The 22010-nt window shown below is 74.1% G+C and carries 22 protein-coding genes; 8 read left to right on the forward strand and 14 right to left on the reverse strand.

Annotated features, from left to right (window positions below):
- Positions 1-7: 7 nt before the first annotated feature.
- Positions 8-3295 (reverse strand): LamG-like jellyroll fold domain-containing protein, encoded by a 3288-nt coding sequence (locus tag ACIBK9_RS35545; protein WP_397163050.1) that lies wholly within the window; start codon positions 3293-3295, stop codon positions 8-10.
- An 87-nt stretch (positions 3296-3382) separates the two neighbouring features.
- On the reverse strand, positions 3383-4546 hold the full coding sequence (locus ACIBK9_RS35550) for an aminotransferase class V-fold PLP-dependent enzyme (RefSeq protein WP_397163051.1): 1164 nt from the start codon (positions 4544-4546) through the stop codon (positions 3383-3385).
- Between ACIBK9_RS35550 and ACIBK9_RS35555 the strand changes: the two genes are divergently transcribed.
- Positions 4545-5957 carry a PLP-dependent aminotransferase family protein gene (locus ACIBK9_RS35555; protein ID WP_397163053.1) on the forward strand — a complete coding sequence of 471 codons (1413 nt, stop codon included), beginning with the start codon at positions 4545-4547 and terminating at the stop codon, positions 5955-5957. The two genes, ACIBK9_RS35550 and ACIBK9_RS35555, sit on opposite strands and share 2 nt — an antisense overlap.
- Positions 5958-5967: 10 nt before the next feature.
- Here the strand turns inward: ACIBK9_RS35555 and ACIBK9_RS35560 are convergent, their stop codons facing one another.
- From ACIBK9_RS35560 to ACIBK9_RS35575, 4 genes are all read right to left on the reverse strand, one after another.
- Entirely contained in the window at positions 5968-6144 is a 177-nt protein-coding gene (locus ACIBK9_RS35560; RefSeq protein ID WP_397163054.1) for a hypothetical protein, read from the reverse strand.
- A gap of 55 nt (positions 6145-6199) precedes the next feature.
- On the reverse strand, positions 6200-6760 hold the full coding sequence (locus tag ACIBK9_RS35565) for a serine/threonine-protein kinase (protein WP_397163091.1): 561 nt from the start codon (positions 6758-6760) through the stop codon (positions 6200-6202).
- Between the two features lie 140 nt (positions 6761-6900).
- Positions 6901-7257 (reverse strand): hypothetical protein, encoded by a 357-nt coding sequence (locus ACIBK9_RS35570; RefSeq protein ID WP_352366240.1) that lies wholly within the window; start codon positions 7255-7257, stop codon positions 6901-6903.
- Position 7258: 1 nt separating this feature from the next.
- A complete protein-coding gene (locus tag ACIBK9_RS35575) occupies positions 7259-7813 on the reverse strand; it encodes a helix-turn-helix domain-containing protein (protein WP_358300309.1) in 555 nt (184 codons plus the stop codon).
- Positions 7814-7904: 91 nt separating this feature from the next.
- Here ACIBK9_RS35575 and ACIBK9_RS35580 point away from each other — a divergent pair, with 91 nt between their 5' ends.
- Positions 7905-8687 carry an endonuclease/exonuclease/phosphatase family protein gene (locus ACIBK9_RS35580; protein WP_397163092.1) on the forward strand — a complete coding sequence of 261 codons (783 nt, stop codon included), beginning with the start codon at positions 7905-7907 and terminating at the stop codon, positions 8685-8687.
- Between the two features lie 69 nt (positions 8688-8756).
- On the opposite strand, the gene ACIBK9_RS35585 is transcribed toward ACIBK9_RS35580, so the two are convergent.
- Positions 8757-9137 carry a winged helix-turn-helix transcriptional regulator gene (locus ACIBK9_RS35585; protein WP_397163056.1) on the reverse strand — a complete coding sequence of 127 codons (381 nt, stop codon included), beginning with the start codon at positions 9135-9137 and terminating at the stop codon, positions 8757-8759.
- An 83-nt stretch (positions 9138-9220) separates the two neighbouring features.
- On the opposite strand from ACIBK9_RS35585, the gene ACIBK9_RS35590 reads away from it, so the two are divergent.
- Complete coding sequence (locus tag ACIBK9_RS35590; protein ID WP_397163058.1) at positions 9221-9655, forward strand: nuclear transport factor 2 family protein; 435 nt, start codon at positions 9221-9223, stop codon at positions 9653-9655.
- 37 nt (positions 9656-9692) lie between these two features.
- On the opposite strand, the gene ACIBK9_RS35595 is transcribed toward ACIBK9_RS35590, so the two are convergent.
- Positions 9693-10151 carry a helix-turn-helix domain-containing protein gene (locus tag ACIBK9_RS35595; RefSeq protein WP_358300295.1) on the reverse strand — a complete coding sequence of 153 codons (459 nt, stop codon included), beginning with the start codon at positions 10149-10151 and terminating at the stop codon, positions 9693-9695.
- Between the two features lie 83 nt (positions 10152-10234).
- On the opposite strand from ACIBK9_RS35595, the gene ACIBK9_RS35600 reads away from it, so the two are divergent.
- The gene (locus tag ACIBK9_RS35600; protein ID WP_397163060.1) at positions 10235-11431 is read left to right on the forward strand and encodes an MFS transporter; all 1197 of its coding nucleotides are present in this window, start codon (positions 10235-10237) and stop codon (positions 11429-11431) included.
- Positions 11432-11437: 6 nt separating this feature from the next.
- Here ACIBK9_RS35600 and ACIBK9_RS35605 read toward each other — a convergent pair whose 3' ends face one another.
- Positions 11438-12262 carry a nitroreductase/quinone reductase family protein gene (locus tag ACIBK9_RS35605; protein ID WP_397163062.1) on the reverse strand — a complete coding sequence of 275 codons (825 nt, stop codon included), beginning with the start codon at positions 12260-12262 and terminating at the stop codon, positions 11438-11440.
- A gap of 274 nt (positions 12263-12536) precedes the next feature.
- Complete coding sequence (locus ACIBK9_RS35610; protein WP_397163064.1) at positions 12537-12950, reverse strand: VOC family protein; 414 nt, start codon at positions 12948-12950, stop codon at positions 12537-12539.
- Between the two features lie 307 nt (positions 12951-13257).
- On the opposite strand from ACIBK9_RS35610, the gene ACIBK9_RS35615 reads away from it, so the two are divergent.
- The gene (locus ACIBK9_RS35615; protein WP_397163065.1) at positions 13258-14643 is read left to right on the forward strand and encodes an MFS transporter; all 1386 of its coding nucleotides are present in this window, start codon (positions 13258-13260) and stop codon (positions 14641-14643) included.
- A 16-nt stretch (positions 14644-14659) separates the two neighbouring features.
- On the opposite strand, the gene ACIBK9_RS35620 is transcribed toward ACIBK9_RS35615, so the two are convergent.
- Positions 14660-15274 carry a dihydrofolate reductase family protein gene (locus ACIBK9_RS35620; protein WP_397163066.1) on the reverse strand — a complete coding sequence of 205 codons (615 nt, stop codon included), beginning with the start codon at positions 15272-15274 and terminating at the stop codon, positions 14660-14662.
- A 104-nt stretch (positions 15275-15378) separates the two neighbouring features.
- Positions 15379-15753 carry a hypothetical protein gene (locus ACIBK9_RS35625; RefSeq protein ID WP_397163067.1) on the reverse strand — a complete coding sequence of 125 codons (375 nt, stop codon included), beginning with the start codon at positions 15751-15753 and terminating at the stop codon, positions 15379-15381.
- Between the two features lie 358 nt (positions 15754-16111).
- Between ACIBK9_RS35625 and ACIBK9_RS35630 the strand changes: the two genes are divergently transcribed.
- Entirely contained in the window at positions 16112-18091 is a 1980-nt protein-coding gene (locus tag ACIBK9_RS35630; protein WP_397163068.1) for a LuxR C-terminal-related transcriptional regulator, read from the forward strand.
- Here the strand turns inward: ACIBK9_RS35630 and ACIBK9_RS35635 are convergent.
- A complete protein-coding gene (locus ACIBK9_RS35635) occupies positions 18075-20549 on the reverse strand; it encodes an ATP-binding protein (RefSeq protein ID WP_397163070.1) in 2475 nt (824 codons plus the stop codon). The two genes, ACIBK9_RS35630 and ACIBK9_RS35635, sit on opposite strands and share 17 nt — an antisense overlap.
- A 179-nt stretch (positions 20550-20728) precedes the next feature.
- Here ACIBK9_RS35635 and ACIBK9_RS35640 point away from each other — a divergent pair, with 179 nt between their 5' ends.
- A complete protein-coding gene (locus ACIBK9_RS35640; protein WP_397163071.1) occupies positions 20729-21184 on the forward strand; it encodes a carboxymuconolactone decarboxylase family protein in 456 nt (151 codons plus the stop codon).
- A gap of 61 nt (positions 21185-21245) precedes the next feature.
- Positions 21246-21710: an iron chaperone gene (locus ACIBK9_RS35645; protein WP_397163072.1), complete on the forward strand. Its 465-nt coding sequence runs from the start codon at positions 21246-21248 to the stop codon at positions 21708-21710.
- 87 nt (positions 21711-21797) lie between these two features.
- On the opposite strand, the gene ACIBK9_RS35650 is transcribed toward ACIBK9_RS35645, so the two are convergent.
- On the reverse strand, positions 21798-22010 hold a 213-nt coding region (locus ACIBK9_RS35650), incomplete at its 5' end, for a hypothetical protein (protein ID WP_397163074.1).

Raw genomic sequence — 22010 nt, forward strand, 5'->3', positions numbered from 1 at the left:
GGAGGGGCTACTGGGCTGCTAGCTGGGCTATCTGCTCGGCGCTGAGCACGCCGTCGTACGTGCGGACGTCGTCGACGGTCCCCGGCCAGTAGCCGGTGAAGACGCCCGCGGTCTTGCTCCGGCCCAGTTGCAGGGGGCCGGTGGCGGTCCAGGTGCTCACGTGGGGGGTGACGGTGGTGGCCGACAGGCGGCCGTTGACGTAGACGCGCAGCTCGCCGGCCAGGGCGTCGTACACGCCGGCGACGTGCGTCCATTCCAGGGGGGCGGGGACGGCGTCCGAACGGGTGCGGACGAGGGCGGCGGTGTCGGTGTCGGCGGCGGCCATGCCCAGGGCCCACCGCCCCTGTTCCTTGTCGAAGCCGAGCTGGAACCCGGCCGCCCTGGCGCCCGGCTGGGCGACGGCGGCGGTGTCCTTGGCGGGCAGGTAGTCGAGCTGGGTCCAGACGGCGACGGTGAACCCGGAGCCGGTGGCGACGGCGGGCGCGGCGGTCTGGGCGTAGCCGGTCGCGCCGTCGAGCGCGAGGGCGCCGTCCAGCCAGCCGTCGGTCCAGCCGGCGGCGCCGGCCAGCGCGGCGGGCGTGGCCCGGCCGGAGGAGTCGGCCGCCGACAGGCCGCCGTCCTCGTCCAGCTTCCAGTGGCCGACCAGCGTGGCGGCGCTGTTGACCAGGTCGGCGACCTCGTCGGCGAACATGGCGCGGCCGTAGAGCCGCACGTCGTCCACGTCGCCGGGCCAGAAGTCGGCCGCCGCGCCGGTCGCCTTGCCGCGGCCGATGGTCAGCGGGCCGGTGGCGTTCCACGGCGCGGGGACGGCGGCCGAGGACTCCAGCCGGCCGTTGACGTAGAGGGAGATCTGGCCGGACGCCGAGTCGTAGACGCCGGTCAGGTGGGTCCACTCGTTCAGCCGGGGCGCGGCGGCCGACAGCGCGCGCACGGCCGTGGCGGCGTCGGCGTCGGCGCTGGTGACGGCCAGCGCCCAGCGGTTGTCGGCCTTGCTGTACTGCAGGGAGAACGCGCCGGTCCGGCCGCCCTCCTGGGTGACGGCGGTGGCGGAGGCGGCGGTGCCGGTCAGCCGGACCCAGGCGGCGACGGCGAAGTTGCGTCCGGTGTCGGCGACCGGGCCGCCGGTCTGGGCATAGGCGCCCGCCAGTCGCAGCGCGCCGCCGGTCCGGCCCGAGGTCCAGGTGGCGCCGTACAGGGTGGCGGGGTGGGCGCCGGCGGCGTCGGCGGCGGTGCCGCCCTGGCCCTCGTCCATGGGCCAGTGGCCGGCCGGTCCCCGTCCGGCGTTGACGTTGAAGACGTACGTGCGGATCGGGCCGAGCTGCCCGGCGCGGTCCTTGCTGCGCACCGACAGGACGTTGGGGCCGTCGTGGCGCGGGGTGAGGGTGATCGCGGCCGTGCCGTCCTGGGCGGGCGGGACCTCGGTCTTGGGGGTGGTGTCCAGGCCGTAGACGTAGGCGGCGACGTCGGTGACGCCGTTGGGCGCGAAGGTGAACCGGCCCGCCAGGCCGACGCCGTCGCTCCAGCCGTTCTCGGCGAACCGGTCGGAGGACACCTCGGGCTCCCGGCCGGGCGCGGTGGCGTCCACGGTGGCCTCGCACCAGGGGCTCCAGGCGCTGTTGGCCTTGCCGTCCTCGGCGCGGACCCGCCAGCGGACCAGCGCGCCGTCGGCGTACAGGCTCTGCGGGACGAGGGCGGAGAAGGCCGTGCCGGTCGAGCCCACGGGGGTCAGGTACTCCCCGGCCTTGGTCCCGTCGGCGCGGTACCACTCGAAGCGGCCCCTGACGGAGTTGTCGGCGTCCTTGAGCCGGGCCCAGAGCTTCGGCGTCGGCGTGCTGATGACCGGACGGTCGTCGCCGGAGACGCACGGGCCGCCCGGGTCGGACCAGGCGTCGGCCGCCACCGGGTCGGCGGGCAGCGAGTTGTACTCGATGACCAGGCTCGGGTTGTTGCGAAACTTCTTCCAGGCGTACTGGTCGGTCTCGCTGGTGGCGCGGAGGCCGACGGTGATGTTGGCCCACTTGTTGGCGGCGGCGTCGGCGACCTGGGAGGTGACGTCGAACTCGACGCCGCCGGGCAGGCAGGCCGAGCCCCAGCCCTTGGCCACGTTCACCGTGGACAGCTTCTTGACCCACTTGGGCTGGTTGCTCCAGGTGGTGCTCTTGCTGATCGTGTTGGTGGACCACGCCTCGACCGCGCGGGCGCTGCACGAGTACGACCAGGTCTCGTACGTGCGCAGCGTGCCCTTGATGATCTGCTTGCCGTGGATCGTGGAGCCGGTGTTCATCTGGAAGAACGAGCGGTTGGTCTGCGAGTTGACGTGCCCGACGCGGGCGACGTCGCTGGAGTTGAGGTAGTTGGAGCTGGGCCAGTTGCTCCACACGGCGGTCCAGGCGCCGCGGGCGGCCGAGAAGTACGGGTCCAGGAACACCGGGTACCGGGTCTTCGGGTCGCTCATCATCGCGCGGTCCGGCCGCAGCCGCAGCTTCCTGCCGTCGAGCGAGACGCCCATGGTGGCCTGGCGGGCCTCGGGCGCGCGGCCCTCCTTGACCGCGGTCTCGCCGGCGCCGGTCGAGTCCCACATCGTGGGGGTGGGCGCGATGAAGATCGTGCCGCCGGTGCGGTCGACCGCCTCCAGGTTGCCCGCCTTGTCGGCGGTCAGCGACAGGCCGCTGACCGACAGCGGGAAGTCCAGGTCGGGCAGGGCTCTGGCGGCGGCCCGCGTCTTGACCACCAGGACGTGGGAGAACCCGTCCACGTCGGCGGTCACCCGCAGGTCCACGCCGGGCAGCACCTCGGGGTAGGTGGCGGTGTCGCCGTCGAGCGAGGGCCTGGGCAGCGTGCCCGGCCAGGTCAGCTCCAGGGCCTTGCCGCCGCGGTACAGGCGGGCGAGCGGGCCGCCGCCCCCGCCGGAGAAGGTCAGCCCGGCCGCCGTCGCCACCGGCTCCACCGCGCCGTCGGGACGCAGGCGGAGCGTGGTGTCCACGGGCACCCAGCCGGCGGCCTGGCGGACGCGGACGGGACGGGCGTGCTGTTCGAGGGTGAAGGTGCCGTCCGGGCGGGCGAAGACCTGGCGGGTCTCGCTGCGCATCGACTCGATCTCGACCGGCCGGCCGGTGCGCCTGGCCGTGGCGGTCGCGGCCGTCTCCGGCGCGAGAGGCGCGGAGAGCGCGGCGGGCGCGGGGGGCGCGCTCGCCGCCGGAGGCGCGCCTGCCTCCGGCGGCTCCGCGCCGGCGGGCGGCACCGCCGGGATCGTGAACGCCAAGACAGCCGCGACCAGCCCACGCCCAACCCGCATCGGTCCTCGCATGTCGACCAGAGGTCCGCGCGGGACCAGGCGATCTTCGATTGACGAACGGATTGTCACCCGCGTAATGCCGTACGTCTAGATCTTCTGGCGAAATTCGCCATAAGTTGGGACATGTCTGGAAGGAACCGCCGTCAGCCGTTCGCGGACCCCGTCACCGGGGCGCGGCGGCGAGTTCGGCGACCGCCGCGACGACCAGGTCCACCTCCTGCTCGGTGTTGTAGTAGTGCGGCGACAGGCGCAGGCACCAGTCGACGTCCTTGTCCCCGAAGTCGAACTGGGCGAAGTGCCGGAAGCTGAGCGCCGAGTTGACGCCGCGCGCGTCCAGCGCCGCCTTGAACGGCTCCGCCTGCCGGCCCTCGACGGCGAAGGTGACCAGGGCGCCCAGCCGCCGTCCCCGGTCGAGCACGCGCACCCCGGGCAGCGCGGCCAGCCCGGCGCGCAGGCCGGCGGCCAGGGCCGGGGTGCGCCGTGCATGTCGATGAACAGCGGCTCGTAGCCGGCGTCCAGGACGCGGTCGGCGACGTACAGGAAGCCGGAGCCGCGCGGGCCGCGCAGGAACTTGCGGCACGTGGCGGTGAGCAGGTCGCAGCCGATCTCCTCGACGTCGACCGGGTACTGGCCGACGGACTGGCAGGCGTCCACCAGGTAGAGCAGGTCCAGCTCGCGGCAGTGCCGGCCGATCTCGGCGACCGGCTGGACCAGGCCGGAGTTGGTGGGGATGTGGGTGGCGGCCACCAGGCGCGGGCGGTGCCGGCGCATCAGCGCGGCCATGGCGGCCACGTCCACGCCGCCCTCGGGCAGGTCGGGCGCGTGCACGACCCGTATCCCGAACCGCCTGGCCAGCGACAGGAAGGCGATCTGGTTGGAGATGAAGTCGTTGCGGGTGGTCAGGACGACGTCCCCGGCCGCGAACGGGATCGCCGACAGCGCGGTGGAGAAGGCGTGGGTGGCGCTGCCGGCGAAGGCGACGTTGCGGGGAGCGCAGTTGATCAGGGCGGCGGTCTCGGCGTAGAAGTCGGCGACCTGCGCCGCGCGGGCGGCGGCGGCCTCGTAGCCGCCGAGGTGCGCCTCCAGCCGCAGGTGGTCGACCATCGCGGCGAGCACCGGAGCGGGCAGCAGGCCGCACCCGGCGTTGTTGAAGTGCACGACCTCCTCAGCGCCCGGGGTGTCGGCGCGCAGGGCCGCGACGTCCAGAAGCGATTCTGCCGAAGCGCTGGAAGCGCTATCATGGATTCTCATGTCCGACAGTAGCAGTTCGGCCGAGCTGGCGACCAGGATGCGCACGATGATCGACCGGCTCTCGCCCGGCGACCGGCTGCCGAGCAGCAGGGAGCTGATCCGGCGCTACAAGGTCGGCCCCGCCACCGTGTCCCAGGCGATCGCCGCGCTGGCCGCCGAGGGCGTGGTGGTCACCCGTCCCGGCAGCGGCACCTACGTCGCGGCCCCGGCGCGGCGGCGCGCCGGCGTCCCCGACACCGCGTGGCAGAGCGTCACCCTCGCCGACCGGGCCGTGGACACCCGCAGCCTCACCGGCGCCGTCGGCGCGCTGCCCGAGGGCACGATCCTGCTGGACGGCGGCTACCTGCACCGCTCGCTCCAGCCCACCCGCGCCCTGACCGCCGCGCTGGCCCGCGCGGCCCGCCGTCCCGACGCCTGGGACCGCGCCCCGGCCGCCGGCCTGGCCTCCCTGCGCGGCGTGTTCGCCACGATGGCGGGCGGCGGCGTGAGCGCCGAGGACGTCCTGGTCACGGCCGGCGGGCAGAGCGCCCTTTCCATGGCGTTCCGGGCGATCGCCGGGCCGGGCGACCCCGTCCTGATGGAGTCGCCCACCTATCCCGGGGCGATCGCCGCGGCCCGCGCGGCCGGCCTGCGCCCGGTGCCGGTGCCGACGGACGCCGACGGCCTCAAGCCCGACCTGCTGGCCGACGCCTTCGCCCTGACCCGCGCCCGCCTGCTCTACTGCCAGCCGACCTACCACAACCCGACCGGGGCGGTGCTGGCCCCGGGCCGCCGGCGCCAGGTCCTCGACACGGCCCGCGCGGCCGGCGCCTTCGTGATCGAGGACGACTTCGCCCGCCACCTCGGCCACGGCGCGCCGGTGCCGCCGCCGCTGCTGGCCGACGACCGCGACGGCACGGTCGTGCACCTGACCTCCCTCACCAAACCGGCCGCGCCCAGCCTGCGCATCGGCGCCCTGACCGCCCGGGGCCCGGTCATGGAACGCCTGCGCGCCGTGCGGCTGGTCGACGACTTCTTCGTCGGCCGCCCGCTGCAGGAGGCGGCGCTCGACCTGCTCACCTCCCCCGCCTGGGAGCGGCACGTCCGGTCGCTGGGCTCGGCGCTGCGGGAGCGGTGCGCGACGCTGGCCGCCGCCGTCCTGGCCGAGCTGCCCGGCTGGACCCTCGACCGCGTGCCCGCCGGCGGCCTGCACCTGTGGGTGCGCCTGCCCGGCGGCGCCGACGACGCCGTGGTCGCCGACGCGGCCCGCCGCGACGGCGTCGCCGTCAGCGCCGGCAACCGCTACTTCGCCACCGAGCTCCCGGCGGCCTTCCTGCGTCTCGGCTTCGCCGCGACCGCCGGGCACGCCGAGCTGACCGAGGCCGTGCGGCGGCTCGCGGAGGTGGACCGCGCTCTGACGGCGTCCCGGTAGCGCTTCTGGGTCAGCCCTGTACACAGGCGGTCGCCGTCCAGGTCAGCGCGTGCGTGGCGGCGGACTTGCGGAGCAGCCTGAGGTGGACGACCTGGTGGTCCTCCGTGACGACGCACAGGCCCATGCCCGTCCGCATGCGGGCGAAGGTGAGCGAGGAGCCGAGCGGGTTCAGGTTCACCGCGTCCACGCAGGCAGCGGGCCAGCGGCCCGGCCAGGGCGGGCGGGCATCCGCGCAGGTCGGGCTACTCGTTGGCGATGCGGTAGAAGAGCACGTCCGCCGGGCCCTCGCCGAACGCGGGCCGTCCGGTCAGGGCGAAGACGGCGAGCTGGCCCAGCGCGAACACGTCCGTGGCCGAGGTCACCGGCAGGCCCCTGACCTGTTCGCGGGTCATGAACGCCGGGGTGCCGACGCGCATGCCCGTGTGGGTGAGGCAGGTGGCCTCCACGGCGCGGGCGATGCCGAAGTCGATCACCTTGGGCCGGTCCTCGGCCGGCAGCACGTTCGAGGGCTTGAGGTCCCGGTGGACCAGCCCGGCGGCGTGGATGCCGATCAGCGCCTCGGCGACCCCCGCGATCAGCCGCCGGACGGTGGCCGGCGGCAGCGGACCGTGCTCGGCCACGGCCTGGTGCAGCGAAGGCCCGCAGATGTGGGCCGTGGCCAGCCAGGGGACGGCCGCGTCGGGGTCGGCGTCCACCACGGGGGCGGTGAAGGCGCCCTGCACCCGCTGCGCCGCCTGCACCTCGTGGCGGAACCGGCGGCGGAACTCCGGGTCGGCGGCGTACTCGGGCTTGACGACCTCCAGGGCCGGTACGGGGGTCGTCCGCGTGGAGCCGGGGGCGGCCGATCGGGCCCGCCCCGGCGTCGCACGGGCTCATTGTCGGCCCGTCGAGGCGTACGGCGCCTGTCCCGCATTCGTCCCACACCGTGTGGTGCGGGCGGCCGTCAGCGGACGGCGATGGCCTCCTCCACGAGCGCCACGGCGGCGCGCGGGTCGGCGACCTCGATCACGAGCCGGGCGTAACGTTCGTCGGCCAGCTCGATGACCACGGCCTTGGCGGCGTCGTGCACGTCCCAGAAGACCTTCTCACCATTGAGGTGGAACGTTCCGGCCGTGATGACGCCGGGCAGGTGGGCGCCGGGCGCGCGCACCCCCTTGGGGTCGCCGACGATCCCGGGGTCGGCGGTGGCGCCGCGCACGTTGGCCAGCGGGATGACCAGCCGGCTCTTCAACGCCCACAGTTTGTCCAGGCCCTCGATCTCCACGACCAGCGCCTGTCCGTCAATGCTGATCCTCGCCATGTCATGCTCCTTGGTGGTGGTGGTTGAGCCGGTGGGCCAGAGCGGCGCCGGCCCGGTCGATGTCGGTGTTCGCGGTCCCCGCCCTGGCCCGCAGCCGCAGGCCGAGCAGGGCCGCGGTGAGCGCGAAGGCCAGGCCGTCCTCGGCGCCCTCGCTCCCGGACGCCGCCGTGGCGGCCTGGTCGAACGCGGCCAGCACGGCGGCGAGCCGGTCGGCGACCTCGCGGTCGACCGGCGCGCGTTCGACGGCGGCCAGCAGCAGCAGGTTGAGGCCGACCTCGGCGTCCGGCTCGGCGGCGGCCACGCGCAACGCCTCGGCCAGGTCGCCGGCGGCGGCGATCCGGTCGATCAGCGGGTTGACGTCGTGCTCCAGGGACCAGCTCAGCGCGGCCTGGTAGAGACCGCGCTTGCTGCCGAAGGTCTTGTACAGGCTGTTGCGGTGGACGCCGAGATGGGTCACCAGCTCGTCCATGGAGATGCCGTCGTAGGACCGGGTCGAGAACAGCTCCGCCGCCGCCCGTACCACGGTGGCCTCGTCGAATCCTCTTGGTCGTCCCATGCCTCGATCGTAGACAATAAAGGAACGTTCAGTCAAGAACGTTCATTCCTAAACCCTTTCCGATAGGTTTCGGCGGGTGCGAGTGGTTTCGGTGAATGCGTGGGGTGGGGCCATGTTCGGGGAGCTGGCGCCCTGGGTGGAGGGGTGCGGCGCCGACGTGCTGTGCCTGCAGGAGGTGACGCGCACGCCCGGCCTGCGCGGCTGGACCAGGTTCGACGACGCCGAGCGGTCCCTGCCGCAGCGGGCCGACCTGCTGGCCGACGTCGGCTCACGCCTCCCCCGCCACCAGCCGCTGTTCGCCGTCAGCGACTCAGGGCCCGTCCAGGACGAGGAAGGCCGCTCGCACCGGCAGGACTTCGGGGTCGCCACGTTCGTCGCCGAGACGCTGCCCGTCGTCGGCGTGCGGTCCGCGTTCGTGCACGGCGGCTACGTCGAGCACCACGACGGGTGGCCGGCCGGCGACCGGCCGCGCGCCGCCCTGGCCGTACGCGTCTTCGACCGCCCGGCACGGCGGTTCGTCACCGTCGTGAACCTGCACGGCCTGCGGGACGCCGGCGGCAAGGCCGACACCCCGGCCCGCCGCGTCCAGGCCGGACGGCTCGCCGCCCTGGTCGCCGGCGCGCGCGAGGACGGCGACCTGACGGTGGTGTGCGGCGACCTCAACCTCCTGCCCGGCAGCCAGACGTTCCGGATCCTGGCCGGGCTGGGCCTGCGCGACCTGGTCGGCGACGCCGACACCAGGACCTCCCGCTATCGCAAGCCCGTGCGGCACGCGAGCTACCTGCTCGTCTCCGACCCCGCCGCCGTCAAGGAGTTCGAGGTGGCGGCCGCCCCCGAGGTGTCCGACCACCGCGCCCTGGTCCTCGACCTCTAGCCCCGTTCTCCGCACCTGGACGATCGTCCGGCCGTCAAGGGCACGGAGTCTTCTGGGCGGCGGCTGCCGTCAACCCTTGTGTTCGTGATCGTAGGCGGCCTGGGCGGCGGCGACGGCGGCGCCGTTTCGCTTGGCCCAGTCGGTGAGTTCCAGCAGCGACTTGTGGAGTTCCCGGGCCATCTCCGTCAGCGTGTACTCGACCTTGGGCGGGACGACCGGATGGACGGTGCGGACGAGCAAGCCGTCCCGCTCCAGCTTGCGCAGCTTGAGCGTGAGCATGCGCCTGCTGATTCCGTTGATCGAGCGTTCCAGCTCCGTGAACCGGACGGGACCCTGCGCAGCGGCCACCAGGATGCCGATGCTCCACTTCCCGGAGACGTGATCGAGGACCTCCGAGACCGGGCACGCCTCGCGGGCCAGGGCTGACACATCGATGTGACTCTGGGACATGAAAGTGCCTTCTTCCGCCGGGCTGGACAGTCACCAATCATGTACTCCGTATCAAATCGTGCACCAAGCCGGAAGGTGGCCCCATGCTTCAGGAACTCGCAGACCGCACCGCGATCGTGGACACCGTCATCGCGTACGCGACGGCCCTGGACGCCAGGGACTGGGAGACCCTGGGCGCGCTGTTCACCGACGACGCCTGCTGGGAGTACAGCGGTTCGGGCGAACGGCTCCGCGGGCCTGAGGCGATCATCGCCAGGATCAGCGCCAGCGTGGAGCGATTCGACGCCACCCATCACCTGAACGGCAACCATGTCGCCACAGTGCACGGCGACGAGGCCGAGCACACGTGCTACTACCAAGCCCAGCATGTCCGCCTCGGTCTGCCCGATGGCGAGAAGTTCCTTGCCGGGGGTCGCTACGACGACCGGCTGCGCCGCACCCCGGACGGCTGGCGGTTCACCCACCGCAGGATCACCAGCGTCTGGAGCGAGGGAAACCCCGCCGTGATCGCGTCCTGACGGCAGGCTGCGAAGATCCACATGTGCGGAAACAGGTCTAGCCGGACGCGGCGGTCTTCCGCACGCGGGAGGTCTCGGCGGAGAGCGGCGTGCCGTCCTGGCCGAGCGGGTGCAGCCGGGGCAGCTCCCGCCCCTGGCCGTCGACCAGGACGGAGTGCGGCTCGTCCGGCGCGAAGGCGTGGCGCTCGCCCCATTGGCGCAGGGCGACGACGGCGGTGAAGAGGTCCCGCCCGGCCTCGGTGAGCCGGTAGGCGTGCCGCCTGCCGTCGGCGGCGCTCCTGTCGAGGATGCCGTGCTCGACCAGCTTGCGGAGCCGGTCGGTGAGGATGTTGCGGGCGATCCCCAGCCGCTGGTGGAACTCGGTGAAGGTGGTGGCGCCGTCCATCGCGTCCCGGACGATCAGCAGGCTCCACCGGTCGCCGACCAGGTCGACGGCGCGCGCGACCGGGCAGGCCGGGTCGGTCCAGGCGTTTCCCGCAGCGAGTGTGACGTCCACTGAACCCTCCGATCAGTTGCAATTCGAAACCATTATGCCCTAGCCTCCGATCGGTTGCATATTGAAACTAATCGGGGAGTGACATGTCGCCAGGACTGACCGGAAGGCAACGGATCGTGCTCGCGCTGGTGTGCGCGGTGGCCGTGTCGCCCGTCTACGGCATCCAGCCCGTCCTCCAGGCCGCGGGCCGGGACCTCGGGCTGGCGGACGGATCACTGGGCCGGCTGGTCGCCGCCGGGCAGATCGGCTATCTGGCGGGGCTGGTGCTGCTCGTCCCGCTCGGCGACCTGTTCGACCGGCGCCGGCTCATCACGGTCCACCTGCTGCTGACGGCGGTGGGCGCCGGGGTGGCCGCCGTGGCGCCCGGCGGCGGCCTGGCGATCGCGGGCCTGGCCCTCGCCGGGCTGTTCGCCGTGGTCGTCCAGGTCACGGTGGCCTACGTCGCCGCCGTCTCACCGCCCGCCGAGCGCGGCCGCAACATCGGCACGGTCACCTCGGGCGTGGTGGCCGGGATCCTCGGGGTCCGGATGGTCGCGGGCCTGCTCGGCGAGCTGGCCGACTGGCGGGCGGTCTACCTGGTCATCGCCGCGTCGTGCGTGCTGCTCGCGTTCGCCGCCCGCCTGGTCCTCGACGCCGACGTCCGGCGTCCCCGGGTCTCGTACGGCCGGTCGCTGTCGTCGCTGGGCCGGCTGGTGGCCGGGGACCGGCTCCTGCTCAGCCGGGGGCTGATCGCGTTCTTCCTGTTCGCCTCCTTCGGCACGTTGTGGAGCGGGCTGGCGCTGCCGCTCGGCGCCGCGCCGTGGCACCTCGGCACCACCGAGATCGGGCTGTTCGGGCTCGCCGGGCTCACCGGCGCGCTGGGCGCGGCCCGGGCCGGCCGCTGGGCCGACCGGGGCCTGGCGTCCTCGGTCACCGGCTGGTCGCTGGCGCTGCTGGCCGCCTCCTGGCTGCTGACCGCCCAGGCGGGGTGGTCGTTGTGGCTGCTGATCGCCGGCGTGGTCGTGCTCGACTTCGCCGTGCAGGCCGTGCACGTCAGCAGCCAGCACCTGCTCACCACCGCGCGTCCCGACCGGAGCAGCGGGGTCATCGGCGCGTACATGGCCTGCTACTCCCTCGGCTCCGCGCTCGGCGCGATCACCACCACCTGGGCCTACAGCCTCGCGGGATGGCCGGCCGCCTGCCTGCTCGGCGCGGCCTACGCCGCGCTCGGGCTCGTCGTCGCCGTCTCGACCCGGCGGCTCACCGCCGCGCCGGCGGCACGCGCGTCCGCCTCGGCCTGAACGGGGTCAGGGCAGGTCGAGGATCGGCACGAGCTGCTCCTCCTCGTACGCCAGATGCGCTTCGAGCTCGTCGGTCAGCCGCTCGATCTCCGCGCGCACCCGCACCGGGTCGTCACCCGACAGGGCCTCCTTCAGCTCCGCCACCAGCACGCTCACGCGCTCATGCTCCACGGCCAGCCGCTCGATCACCGGGGCGAGCGCGGGATGCCGCTCGGCCAGCGCCGGGAACATCATCGTGTCCTCGCCGGTGTGATGGTGGTGCAGCCCCTGGCACATGGTCAGGCAGTTGACGCGCAGCTGCACGCCCAGGCCGGGGCGTCCGGTGTCGGCCAGCTCCTTGCGGATCAGCGCGAGCTCGCGGCGGAAGCCGTCGTGCACCAGCTTGAGGTACGCCCCGCCGGAGGGCGCGGTCGACCGGGGCGGCCCCGGCACCACCTTCAGCGCGACGACGGGGATGATCCGGGTCGTCTTGGCCTGGTAATCGGCCCAGCCGGGGTCGCTCTCCACGGCGCGGGCGAAGGCGGCGTCCCGTTCGGCCCCCTCCAGGACCTCCGCCTCGACGTCGAAGACGAAGACGCCGCTCTCGACCGTGGCACGGGGGTTGGCCCGCAGGTTGTGGTACCAGGCGGGGTTCCTCGGCGCCCCGCCGGCGGAGGCGATGACCAGCATGCGCTCGCCGCCGTCCGGCAGGTAGCCGAGCGGGGTGGTGTGGGGCTTGCCCGAACGGGCGCCGGTCGTGGTGAGCAGGAGCAGTCTCGCTCCCTCGAAATAGCCGCCGACCTGGCCGTTGTTGGCGCGGAACTCGTCGATGACCTGCTTGTTGAAATCCACTCTTCTCCATGGGTGATGGTCTCTGCTCTGACGTGCTGAGGAGGAGAAGAGGAAGCGGCGGGCCGCGCGCCCGCCGGGCGATCACGCCAGGGCCGGGCTGCTTTCTGGTGCGTGGCCCAAGGCCGACCCGGCAGTCACGGAGGTGACGCTACTTCATCAAGATATTTTTCGCAAAGCCGACAAACCTCCAGACCGGGTCCGCGGTGGTCCGGCGTCGGCACGATCGCGCACCGGCGCCGGACCTCACCGCCTCCCGTGGAGGCGCCCGCCGCGGCTACTCGGCGTAGGGCTGGTCCTGGCCCTGCTCGCTGTAACCCAGGCTCCAGACGTAGCCGTCGGGGTCGGCGAAGGTGCCGCCGTACCCGCCCCAGGGCAGGGCGCCGGCGGGCTTGAGGATGGTGGCGCCGGCCTTCTCGGCCTCCTCCATGATCTCGTCCACCCGCGCCTCGCTGCGGACGACATAGGTGAGCACGACCCCGCTGAACCCGCTGCCCTCCGGGCTCAGCCCGATCTGGCCGGCCAGGCCCTCGCGGCCGTAGAAACCGACGGGCGAGGCGCCGTCGGACTCGAAGAACACCGAGATGCCGTAGTCGTTCTGGATCTTCCAGCCCAGGCCCTCGGTGTAGAACCGCTTGGCCGCCTCCATGTCGCGGACGGCGAGGAGGATAGAGCTGACGTGCGCTTTCATGCCGTGTCTCCTTGGCGCTTCAGACGTTTTCCGACGATGAGAGCAACGCTACGGAGGACGCCCGGCCGGGCGCTTCTCGAATCCTGACCGGTTGGACCGGCCTCTGCCTGGGCGCGGCCCTCGCCTGCGCGCTCCCCTGGAAGGGCACGCAGGACCAGCGGTGATCCCCCGCACACGAACGACGGGCCCCCGCGATCTCGCGGGGGCCCTTTCTCGTTGCCGCGTGCCGGTGATTTGACGAGCGTCCCCCTATTGTACGAGGATCCCGAACTGTACGTTTTTCCCGAACAATCGTATGAAGGTGGACATGAGACGCCGACCCGGCCTGATCCTCGCCCTGCTGGCCCTCTCCCAGCTGATCACCTCCCTCGACTTCAACATCGTCTTCGTCGCCCTCCCCCGGATCGGCGCCGACCTGGACTTCTCCCCGCAGACCCTGCAGTGGGTGGCCAGCGCCTACGCCGTCGCGTACGGCGGGTTCCTGCTGCTCGGCGGCCGGGCGGCCGACCTGCTCGGCCACCGCCGGATGTTCGTGGGCGCGCTGGCGCTGTTCGCACTCGCCTCCCTGGCCGGCGGCCTGGCGCAGAACCCCGGGACGCTGGTCGCCGCGCGGGCCGCGCAGGGACTGGGCGGCGCGCTGCTGTTCCCGGCCACGCTGGCGCTGGTCAACACCGGTTTCGCCGAGGGGGCGGCGCGCAACAGGGCGCTGGCGGTGTGGAGCGGCGCCGGAGCCAGCGGGCTGGCGCTCGGGTCGCTGCTCGGCGGCCTGCTCACCGGCGCCTGGGGCTGGGAGGCGGTCTTCTACGTCAACGTGCCGCTCGCCGTCGTCGCGATCGCCGGAGCCTGGCTGCTGCTGCCCGCCGACGGGGCCCGCGCGCGGGGCCGCCGGTTCGACGTCCCGGGCGCGGTGCTGGCCACCGGCGGCGTCAGCCTGCTCGCCTACGCGCTCATCCAGGGCCCCGAGTCGGGGTGGAGCTCGCCGCTGATCACCGGCGGGTTCGTGCTGGCCGCCGTGCTGCTGGCCGCCTTCGTCGCGGTCGAGAGGGCGGGCGCCGACCCGCTCATGCCGCTGCGGCTGTTCGGCAACCGCAGCCTCAGCTCGGCCGTCGCGGTCATCCTGGTCTTCGGCGCCACGTTCAACGCGCTGCCGTACTTCCTGACCGTCTACTTCCAGACCGTGCTCGGGTACGGCGCCGTGGCGACCGGGCTGGCGTTCCTGGTGCCGTCCCTGCTGATCGCGCTGGGCACCCAGCTCGGCGGGCGGCTGGCCGGGCGGATCGGGATGCGGGTGACGCTGCTCCTCGGCACCGTCGGCGGGGCGGCGGGCACCGCGCTGCTGGCGATGGGGATCAGCGCCGACGGCTCGTACTGGGGTGTGCTGCCCGGCATCGTCGTGTCCGGTGTCAGCCAGGGCCTCACCTGGACCGGGATGTGGATCGCCTCGGCCACCGGCGTGGCGGCGGGCGAGCAGGGGATCGCCTCCGGCATGGCCTCCACCGCGCTCCAGGTCGGCGCGGCGCTCGGGCTCGCGGTGCTGGTCGCGGCCGGCGGGGTGGGCGAGGCCACCGGCCCCGCGCTCGCCTCGGGGATGCGCACGGCGGTGCTCGTCGCGGCCGCGGGCATGCTGCTCGGGACGGTCGTCGCCCTCACCTTCGCCCGCCACCGCGCCACCGCCGCCCCGCTGCCCGCCTGACCTGTGGGGCGTGGGCTCAGCCCTGGCGCAGGCGGTCGTAGAGCAGGCAGATCGCGCCCGATTCGGTGGTCGTCAGATCGGTCAGCGACCAGTGCGTGGCGGGCAGGCCGTCCTCGAACAGCCGGGCGCCGCCGCCGGCCACCTCGGGGCAGAGCGTGATGCTGAGCCGGTCCAGCGCGTCCGCCTCCAGCAGGGCCCTGATGACGCTGCCGCTGGCCAGGACGACGACGTCCCCGCCGGCCTGCTTCCTGAGCCGCTCGACCTCCGCGGCGGGGCCGCCCTCGGCCAGGCGGGAGTTCTGCCACGGCGCGTCCGTGAGGGTCGAGGAGAAGACGATCTTCTCGGTCTCGTCGAGCCACTGGGCGAAGGCCCGGTCGCGGGGGTCGGCGTCCTCGTCCTTGGCGACCGCCGGCCAGAAGGAGCCGAAGCCCTCGTAGTTCCTGCGGCCGAGCAGGACGGTGGTGGCCGCGCCGGTCACCCGGATCATGTGGTCGCGGGCGCCGTCGCTGAGGGCGTGCGGGACGATCCAGCTCATGTCGTACTCGCCGCCCGGGCCGCTGACCCGGCCGTCGAGGGACAGCGAGATGTTGCCGACGACCCTGCGGCCCTGGATGGTGTCGTGCTGCGTCATGTCCGGCTCTCCTGGTGAGGTGTTCGTTGCGATGGACACGATCCTGCCGTCCGGGCGGGCCGGGAACATCGGCCACCTGGCAGAGATGCCGCCGGTCCCCTGGCCTATTTGCTGGCATACTTCGGGCGATGTCTGATGTCCGTCATGTTCCGGCAGAGTTGTCGTCGTTCGTGGGCCGGGCCGAGGAGCTGGCGGCGGCCGGCGAGGCGGTGGCGGCCGGGCGGGTCCTGACCCTGACCGGGCCCGGCGGGTGCGGTAAGACCCGGCTGGCGATGCGCCTGTGCCGGGCGGCGTCCGGGGCGTGGCCGGACGGCGTGTTCTGGGTCGGCCTGGAGCAGGAGACCGACGGCGGCCAGGTCGGTCGCCGGATGGCCGCCGCGCTGGACGTCCCGCTGCCCGCCGACCGGGACCCGCTGCCGGTGCTGGCCGCCGCGCTGCGCGAGCGCGAGCTCCTCGTCGTGGTCGACAACTGCGAGCACGTGCTGGACGACGCGGCCGGCGTCGTCGCGGCCGTCCTGGCCGGGTGCCCGCGGGTGGCGGTGGTCGCCACCAGCCGGTCCAGGCTCGGCGTGCCCGGCGAGCGGGTGTGGCCGGTGCCGCCGATGAGGCTGGCCGACGCGCTGGAGCTGTTCCTCGAACGCGGCCGGGGCGGCCGAATCGCAGGCCAGACGGATCTGCGACCGGCTCGACCGGCTACCCCTAGCGCTGGAGCTGGCGGCCGGCTGGGCGGGCGCGCTGTCGCTGGCCCAGATCGCCGACTCCCTGAGCGCCCCCTACGCCCTCCTGGACGGCGGCGCGCGGACCACCCCCTTCCGGCAGCGCACCCTGCAGGCGTCGATGAGCTGGAGCCACGACCTGCTGGACGACGACGAGCGGGTGCTGTTCCGGCGCGCCGGGGTGTTCGAGCCGGGCTTCACCGCCGACGCCGTCACCCGCCTGGCCGAGCTCGGCGGGCCGAGCACCGGACGCCTGCTCAGGGCGTTGCGGGGGCTGATCGACAAGTCGCTGGTGGTGGCCGACACGACCGGCCCGGTGGCCCGGTACCGGATGCTCGGGGTGGTGCGGGCGTACGCGCTGGACCGCCTGGCGGCGGCGCGGGAGGAGACCGCCGCGCGCGACCTGCACCTGGACGTCCACGCGTCGTTGCCGGCCGAGCTGGCGCCGCTGCTGGAGACCGACAAGGACGCCTGGCGGGCGCGGTTGGGCGCCGCCTACCCCAACGTGCGGGCCGCGATCGAGTGGGGGCTGTCGCGTCCGGACCCGGCGCGGGGGCGGCGCCTGGCCGCGGACTGCGCGTGGCTGTGGCAGCTGGAGGGACGCGGCGCCGAGGGGGCCGCGCTGCTGCGCCGGGCCGCGGCGCTCGGCGCGGACGAGCGCGGCCCGCTCCAGGCCCGGGTCCTGACGGCGCTGGCCCTCGTGCTCAACACCGCCGAGCCGGGGATCGAGGCGTTCGAGGTGGCGCGGACGGCGCGGGACCTGGCCGAGGCGGCCGGCGCCCCGGAGGCCGCCCGCCCGGCCGGGCCGCTGATCGCGCTCGGCCTGCTGGCGACGGGCCTGCCCGAGGCGCTGGCCGAGGCCCGCGCGGTGCGGGACGAGGCCGTCCGGGCCGGGGACGGGTTCGTCGCCGACAGCGCCGAGGCGATCACCGGCCTGGTGCACGTGCTCGGCGACGACTACCGGCGGGCGATCGAGTGCTTCGAGCGGGCTGTGGAGCGGCTGGTGGCGCGCGGCGACCGCGGCGTGGCCTCCTTCGCGCTGGGCTGGTGGGCGCTGGCCGCCGCCCGGTCGGGCGCGCTGGAGCGGGCCGCAGAGCTGGCCGGACGGGCCGTCGAGACCGCGGAACCGCTGCGTGACCTGCACTGGACCGGCTCGGCCCGGGTCGTCCTGGCGGAGATCCGCATCCTGCAGGGCCGCCTGGACGAGGCCGCCGCCGCCCTGGAGCCCGTGGACCGGCTGATCGACGGGCTCGGGCGGCTGCCGTTCATCACCGGGTGGGAACGTTGCCAGGCGATGCTCGCGCTTGGGCACGACCGGCCGGGCGAGGCGGTGGAGTGGTGCTGGCGGGAGGGCCGCTGGCAGGAGGAACCGGACGCGGCGTGGCTGGCGCCCGACACCCAGCTCGTGCTGGCGGCGGCGCTGCGCAGGACGGGCGAGGAGGCGGCGGCGACGCGGCTGCTGGACGCCCTGTCGCGCTCGCCGGTCACCGCGCGCATGCCGCGCGTGCGCGCCGGGGTGCTGGACGAGCTGGCGCTGCTGTCCCACGACAGCGACCCGGAACGCGCGCTGCGGCTGCACCACGAGGCCCTGCGCATCCACGCCGACCACGGCCTCGTGCTCGGCCTGGTGGCCGGCCTGGAGTCGCTGGCGCTGCTCGACCTGCGTCGCGGCGCCGTCAGGACAGCCGGGGTGCTGGCCGGGGCCGCCGAACGGGCACGCGCGGACCTCGGGGCCGCACCCCGCCCCCTCCCGGCCGCCGACGGCGAGGCGGGCCGCGAACTGCGCGCGGCCGTCGAGCGGGGACGCGCGATGGACCTGGACACGGCGGTCGCCCACGCCACCCGCGCGCGGGGGCCGCGCCGCCGGCCCGACTCCGGATGGGAGAGCCTGACCCCGGCCGAGCGGTCGGTGGCCGGGCTGGCCGCCGAGGGGCTGTCCAACCCGGAGATCGCCGCCCGGCTGTTCGTCAGCCGGGGCACGGTCAAGACCCACCTGGCGCACGTCTACGCCAAGCTCCAGGTCGCCAACCGCACCGAGCTGGCCCGCGCGACCGCCGCCCGTCCCGCCGGCGAGGGGGACGAGGTCAGGCGTCCGGGTTGAGTTCGCGGCGGATGGCCTGGCTCGCCGCGCGGTGCTCGGCCGCGGCGGCCGGGTCGCTCCCGTCGAGCACGGCCGCGATGCCCTCGTGGGCCAGGGCCTCCTTGTGCCGCGCGCCCACCTTGGGCGCCAGGTCGAGGGCCTGGCGGTGCAGGCGCAGCGCCTCCTCCGGCAGGCCGGCCAGGCGGCAGGTCTCGGCGTAGCCGTAGAGGAAGTGCACCTTCCAGTGCTCCTCGAACAGCTCGTCCAGGAGGGCGAACGCCTCCCGGTGGCTCTCCAGCGCCTCCTCGTGGCGGCCCATCTGGCGCAGCGCGACGCCCAGGCAGTTGAGGCACCACGCCTCGTTGTGCTTGTGGCCGTCCTCGCGGGCCAGCTCCAGGGCCTGGCTCAGGTGCTGCGCGGCCTCGCCGGGCTCCTCGTGGACGATCGCCATGCCGAGGGTGATCCGGGCGGTCAGCGTGGCCGGCCAGCCGGGCTCGCCGTGCGTCCGCGCCAGCACGTCGCGGGCCAGCCGGGCGGCCTCCTCCCGGCGTCCCAGTTGCAGCATCGCCCACGCCTCGTCGGCGGCGGCGTGGGCCGCGCCGGTCGGGCAGCCGGCGTCGGCGTAGAGCCGGGCCGCCTGCCGGAAGAGGTCGAGCGGCTCCTCGACGTGGCCCTCGTCCCAGCTCAGGTAGCCGCGGCGCATCATCAGGTCCGCCGCGGAGCGGGCGTCGCCGGCCTGGGACACCAGGGGGGCCGCCGCCTCGTACGCGGCTCCGGCCTCGGCCATGCGGCCCGCGTTGTAACGGGCGAAGCCCAGGTCGCTGTGCGCCTCGGCGAGCTGCCACGGGTCGCCCAGGCGTTCGGCCGCCGCCAGCGAGCGTTCGAAGAGCACGTTGAGGTGGGTGGTGCCGCAGCGCCGGGCGAAGAACGCGCGCATGAAGCGGGGCAGCTCGCACGCGTGCGCGTCGGCGCCGGTGGCGACCGCCACCTCGAAGGCGCCCATGAGATTGGTGTACTCCGCGCCGAACCAGCCCAGCGCCGCGTGCTTGCTGCCGAAGGCCGGCAGGGCGGCCGGCGGGCTGCCCGCGGACGCGGCCCGGCTGCCCGACTCGTACGGCATCGCGGCGTCGGCGGCGGCCGCCGCGTGCACGTAGTAGTCGAGCACCCGGCCCAGCGCCTGCTCCCGCTCGGCCGGCGTGTCCTGCTCCTCGGCGGCCCGGCGCGCGTGCTGGTGGACGAGGTCGTGCAGCGTGTACCGGCCGGGCGAGGGCTGCTGGACGAGGTGGGCGTCGAGCAGGTCCTCCAGCATCGCCCGCGCGTCGCGCAGCGGCACCCCGGCCAGGGCGGCGGCCACGTAGTCGTCGAAGGAGGACCCGGACAGCAGGCCCAGCAGCCGGAACAGGCGGCGCTGTGCCCGGTCGAGCTGGCGCACGGACATGGCGAAGGCGGTGTCGAACTCGCTCGGCCCCTCGGCCATGCGCTCGACCAGGATGCCGACGGTCCAACCTGGCCGGTGGCGCAGCCGGGCTCCGGCCAGCCGCAGGGCCAGCGGCAGGTGGCCGCACAGCCGCAGCACCTCGGCCGCCGCCTCCGGGTCCTGGGCCAGCCGCCCGTCGGGCCCGCTGGGGTCGCCGCTGGCACGGGCCAGCAGCTCGGCGCTCTCCTGCGGGGTGAGCACGTCCAGCGAGACGGGCGGCACCTCCTCCAGGCCCAGCAGCCGGTTGCGGCTGGTGATCAGGGCGACGGACTCGCCCGCGCCGGGCAGCAGCATGCGGACCTGGTCGGCGCCGGCGGCGTTGTCGAGGACCACGACGGCCCGCCGCCCGGCCAGCTCGGCCCGCCAGCAGGCGGCCAGCGGCTCGATGCCGCCCTCCTGCGGGATCTTCTCCGAGGGCACGTCGAGCGCGGCGAGCAGCGACCGCAGCGCGGGGTCGGGGTCGAGCGGTTCCCGCCCGTCGGTGAACCCGTGCAGGTCCAGGTAGAGCTGGGCGTCGGGGTAGTCGGCGGCGAGCCGGTGCGCGGCGTGCACGGCCAGGCACGTCTTGCCGACGCCGGCCATGCCGTCCACGGCGACCACCCGGCTCTGCGCGACCGCGGCGAGCACGGCGTCGAGATGGGCCGCGCGCCCGGTGAAGTCCGGCACGTCGCGCGGCAGGTCGTTGCGCGGCGGACGGGGAGCGCCGGCGGGCGCCGAGGGCGGCTGGACCTGGCGGCTCGTCTTGGGCGGCGCCGGAAGGGGGTTGGCCGCCCGGTCCCACAGCGGGCGCAGCGGGCGCGGGTCGCGCTTGACCAGGCGGCACAGCTCGATCACCGCGGCCCACGGCGGCACCGACTGGCCGCTGAGGTAGCGCGACAACGACGACGAGCTGAGGCCCGTCTCGCGGGCGAGCGCCCGTACGCCGTGCCCGGAGAGCTCCTGGAGCAGGCGCAGGCGGTTGGCCAGCTCGTCCTGGGGGTCCGCCGTCTGCTGTCGAGTCACGCGTTCCTGCCTCTCTGTCCCGTCGCGAAAGAAACTTACCCGGACGAATCACCGCAGGCCAACGGCATTCCAGCTGTCCCACGCTGTCCCACGGGCATCGTCGCGGCGGGGCCGCTGCGCTGAGATGGAGTCACGCCCCGGGGGACGGGGCGCCGACCAGGAAAAAGGGAGAAACCACCATGCAGTCCCGGATGAAGAACCCGGCCTCCGTTCTGCCCGGCGCGATGCAGTCGATCCAGGAGCTGTTCAAGGCGGTGCACGCCGGCGGCGTGGACGCCGGGACGCTGGAGCTGGTGCACCTGCGGATCAGCCAGATCAACGGGTGCAGCGCCTGCGTGGACGCGGGCGTCAAGGGCGGCCGCAAGGCCGGGGTGAGCGAGGACCGGCTGGCCACGGTGACCGCCTGGCGGGAGGCCCCGTACTTCACCGAGGAGGAGCGGGCGGCGCTGGAGCTGGCCGAGGCCGCCACCCGCCTGGCCGACCGGCCCGACGCGGTCGGGGACGAGATCTGGGACCGGGCCGCCACCTACTACGACGAGAAGCAGCTTGCCTCGATCGTGCTGATGATCGGCGTGACGAACCTGTTCAACCGGCTCAACGCCACCACCCGGCAGATCGCCGGCGCGTGGGGCTGAGCGGCACCCAACCATAAACGGTCAGTACTAGCATTCCCCCCACACCGAAGGAGATTTCACCATGGGCACCACGAAGAACACCGCCGCGTCCGACAAGGGTTTCGAGGGCTTCACCGAGGACGAGCGCGCGGCGATGAAGGCGCACGCCAGCGAGCTGAAGAAGGCCGCGCGGCGCGGCGGGAAGGCGTCGGCCGCCGACGGCGAGCGCGACGTGCTGGAGAAGATCGCCGAGATGGCCGAGGACGACCGGGTGCTGGCCGAGGCGGTGCACGCCATCATCAGGGCCGCCGCCCCGGACCTGACGCCGAAGACCTGGTACGGCATGCCCGCCTACGCCAAGAACGGCAGCGTCGTGTGCTTCTTCAAGCCCGCGGCGAAGTTCAAGTCCCGCTTCGCCACCCTCGACTTCAACGACGGGGCGACCCTTGAGGACGGCGCCATGTGGCCGAGCGCCTTCGCGCTGAAGGAGCTGACCCCCGACGCCGAGGCGCGCATCGCCGCCCTCGTGCGGCAGGCCGCGGGCTGAGCCTCCGGCGGACCCCTGCGGTCCTGCTCCACCGCGGCGCGCCGGACCCTGCTCCGGACCGGCGCGCCGCAGTGGAGCACGGGACCGTCAGACCTCGTCCACGCTGCTCGGCTCACGCCGGGACAGATCGATGCCGAGTTCCTCCGCCGCGCGGAAGACGTCCTCGTCGGTGTCGCGCATCTCGATGGACATGCCGTCGCTGGACAGCACCTCGACGTTGAGGCACAGCGACTGCATTTCCTTGATGAGGACCTTGAAGGACTCCGGAATGCCCGGCTCGGGGATGTTCTCGCCCTTGAC

This window comes from Nonomuraea sp. NPDC050227 (genome assembly GCF_044459705.1).
Taxonomy (GTDB): domain Bacteria; phylum Actinomycetota; class Actinomycetes; order Streptosporangiales; family Streptosporangiaceae; genus Nonomuraea.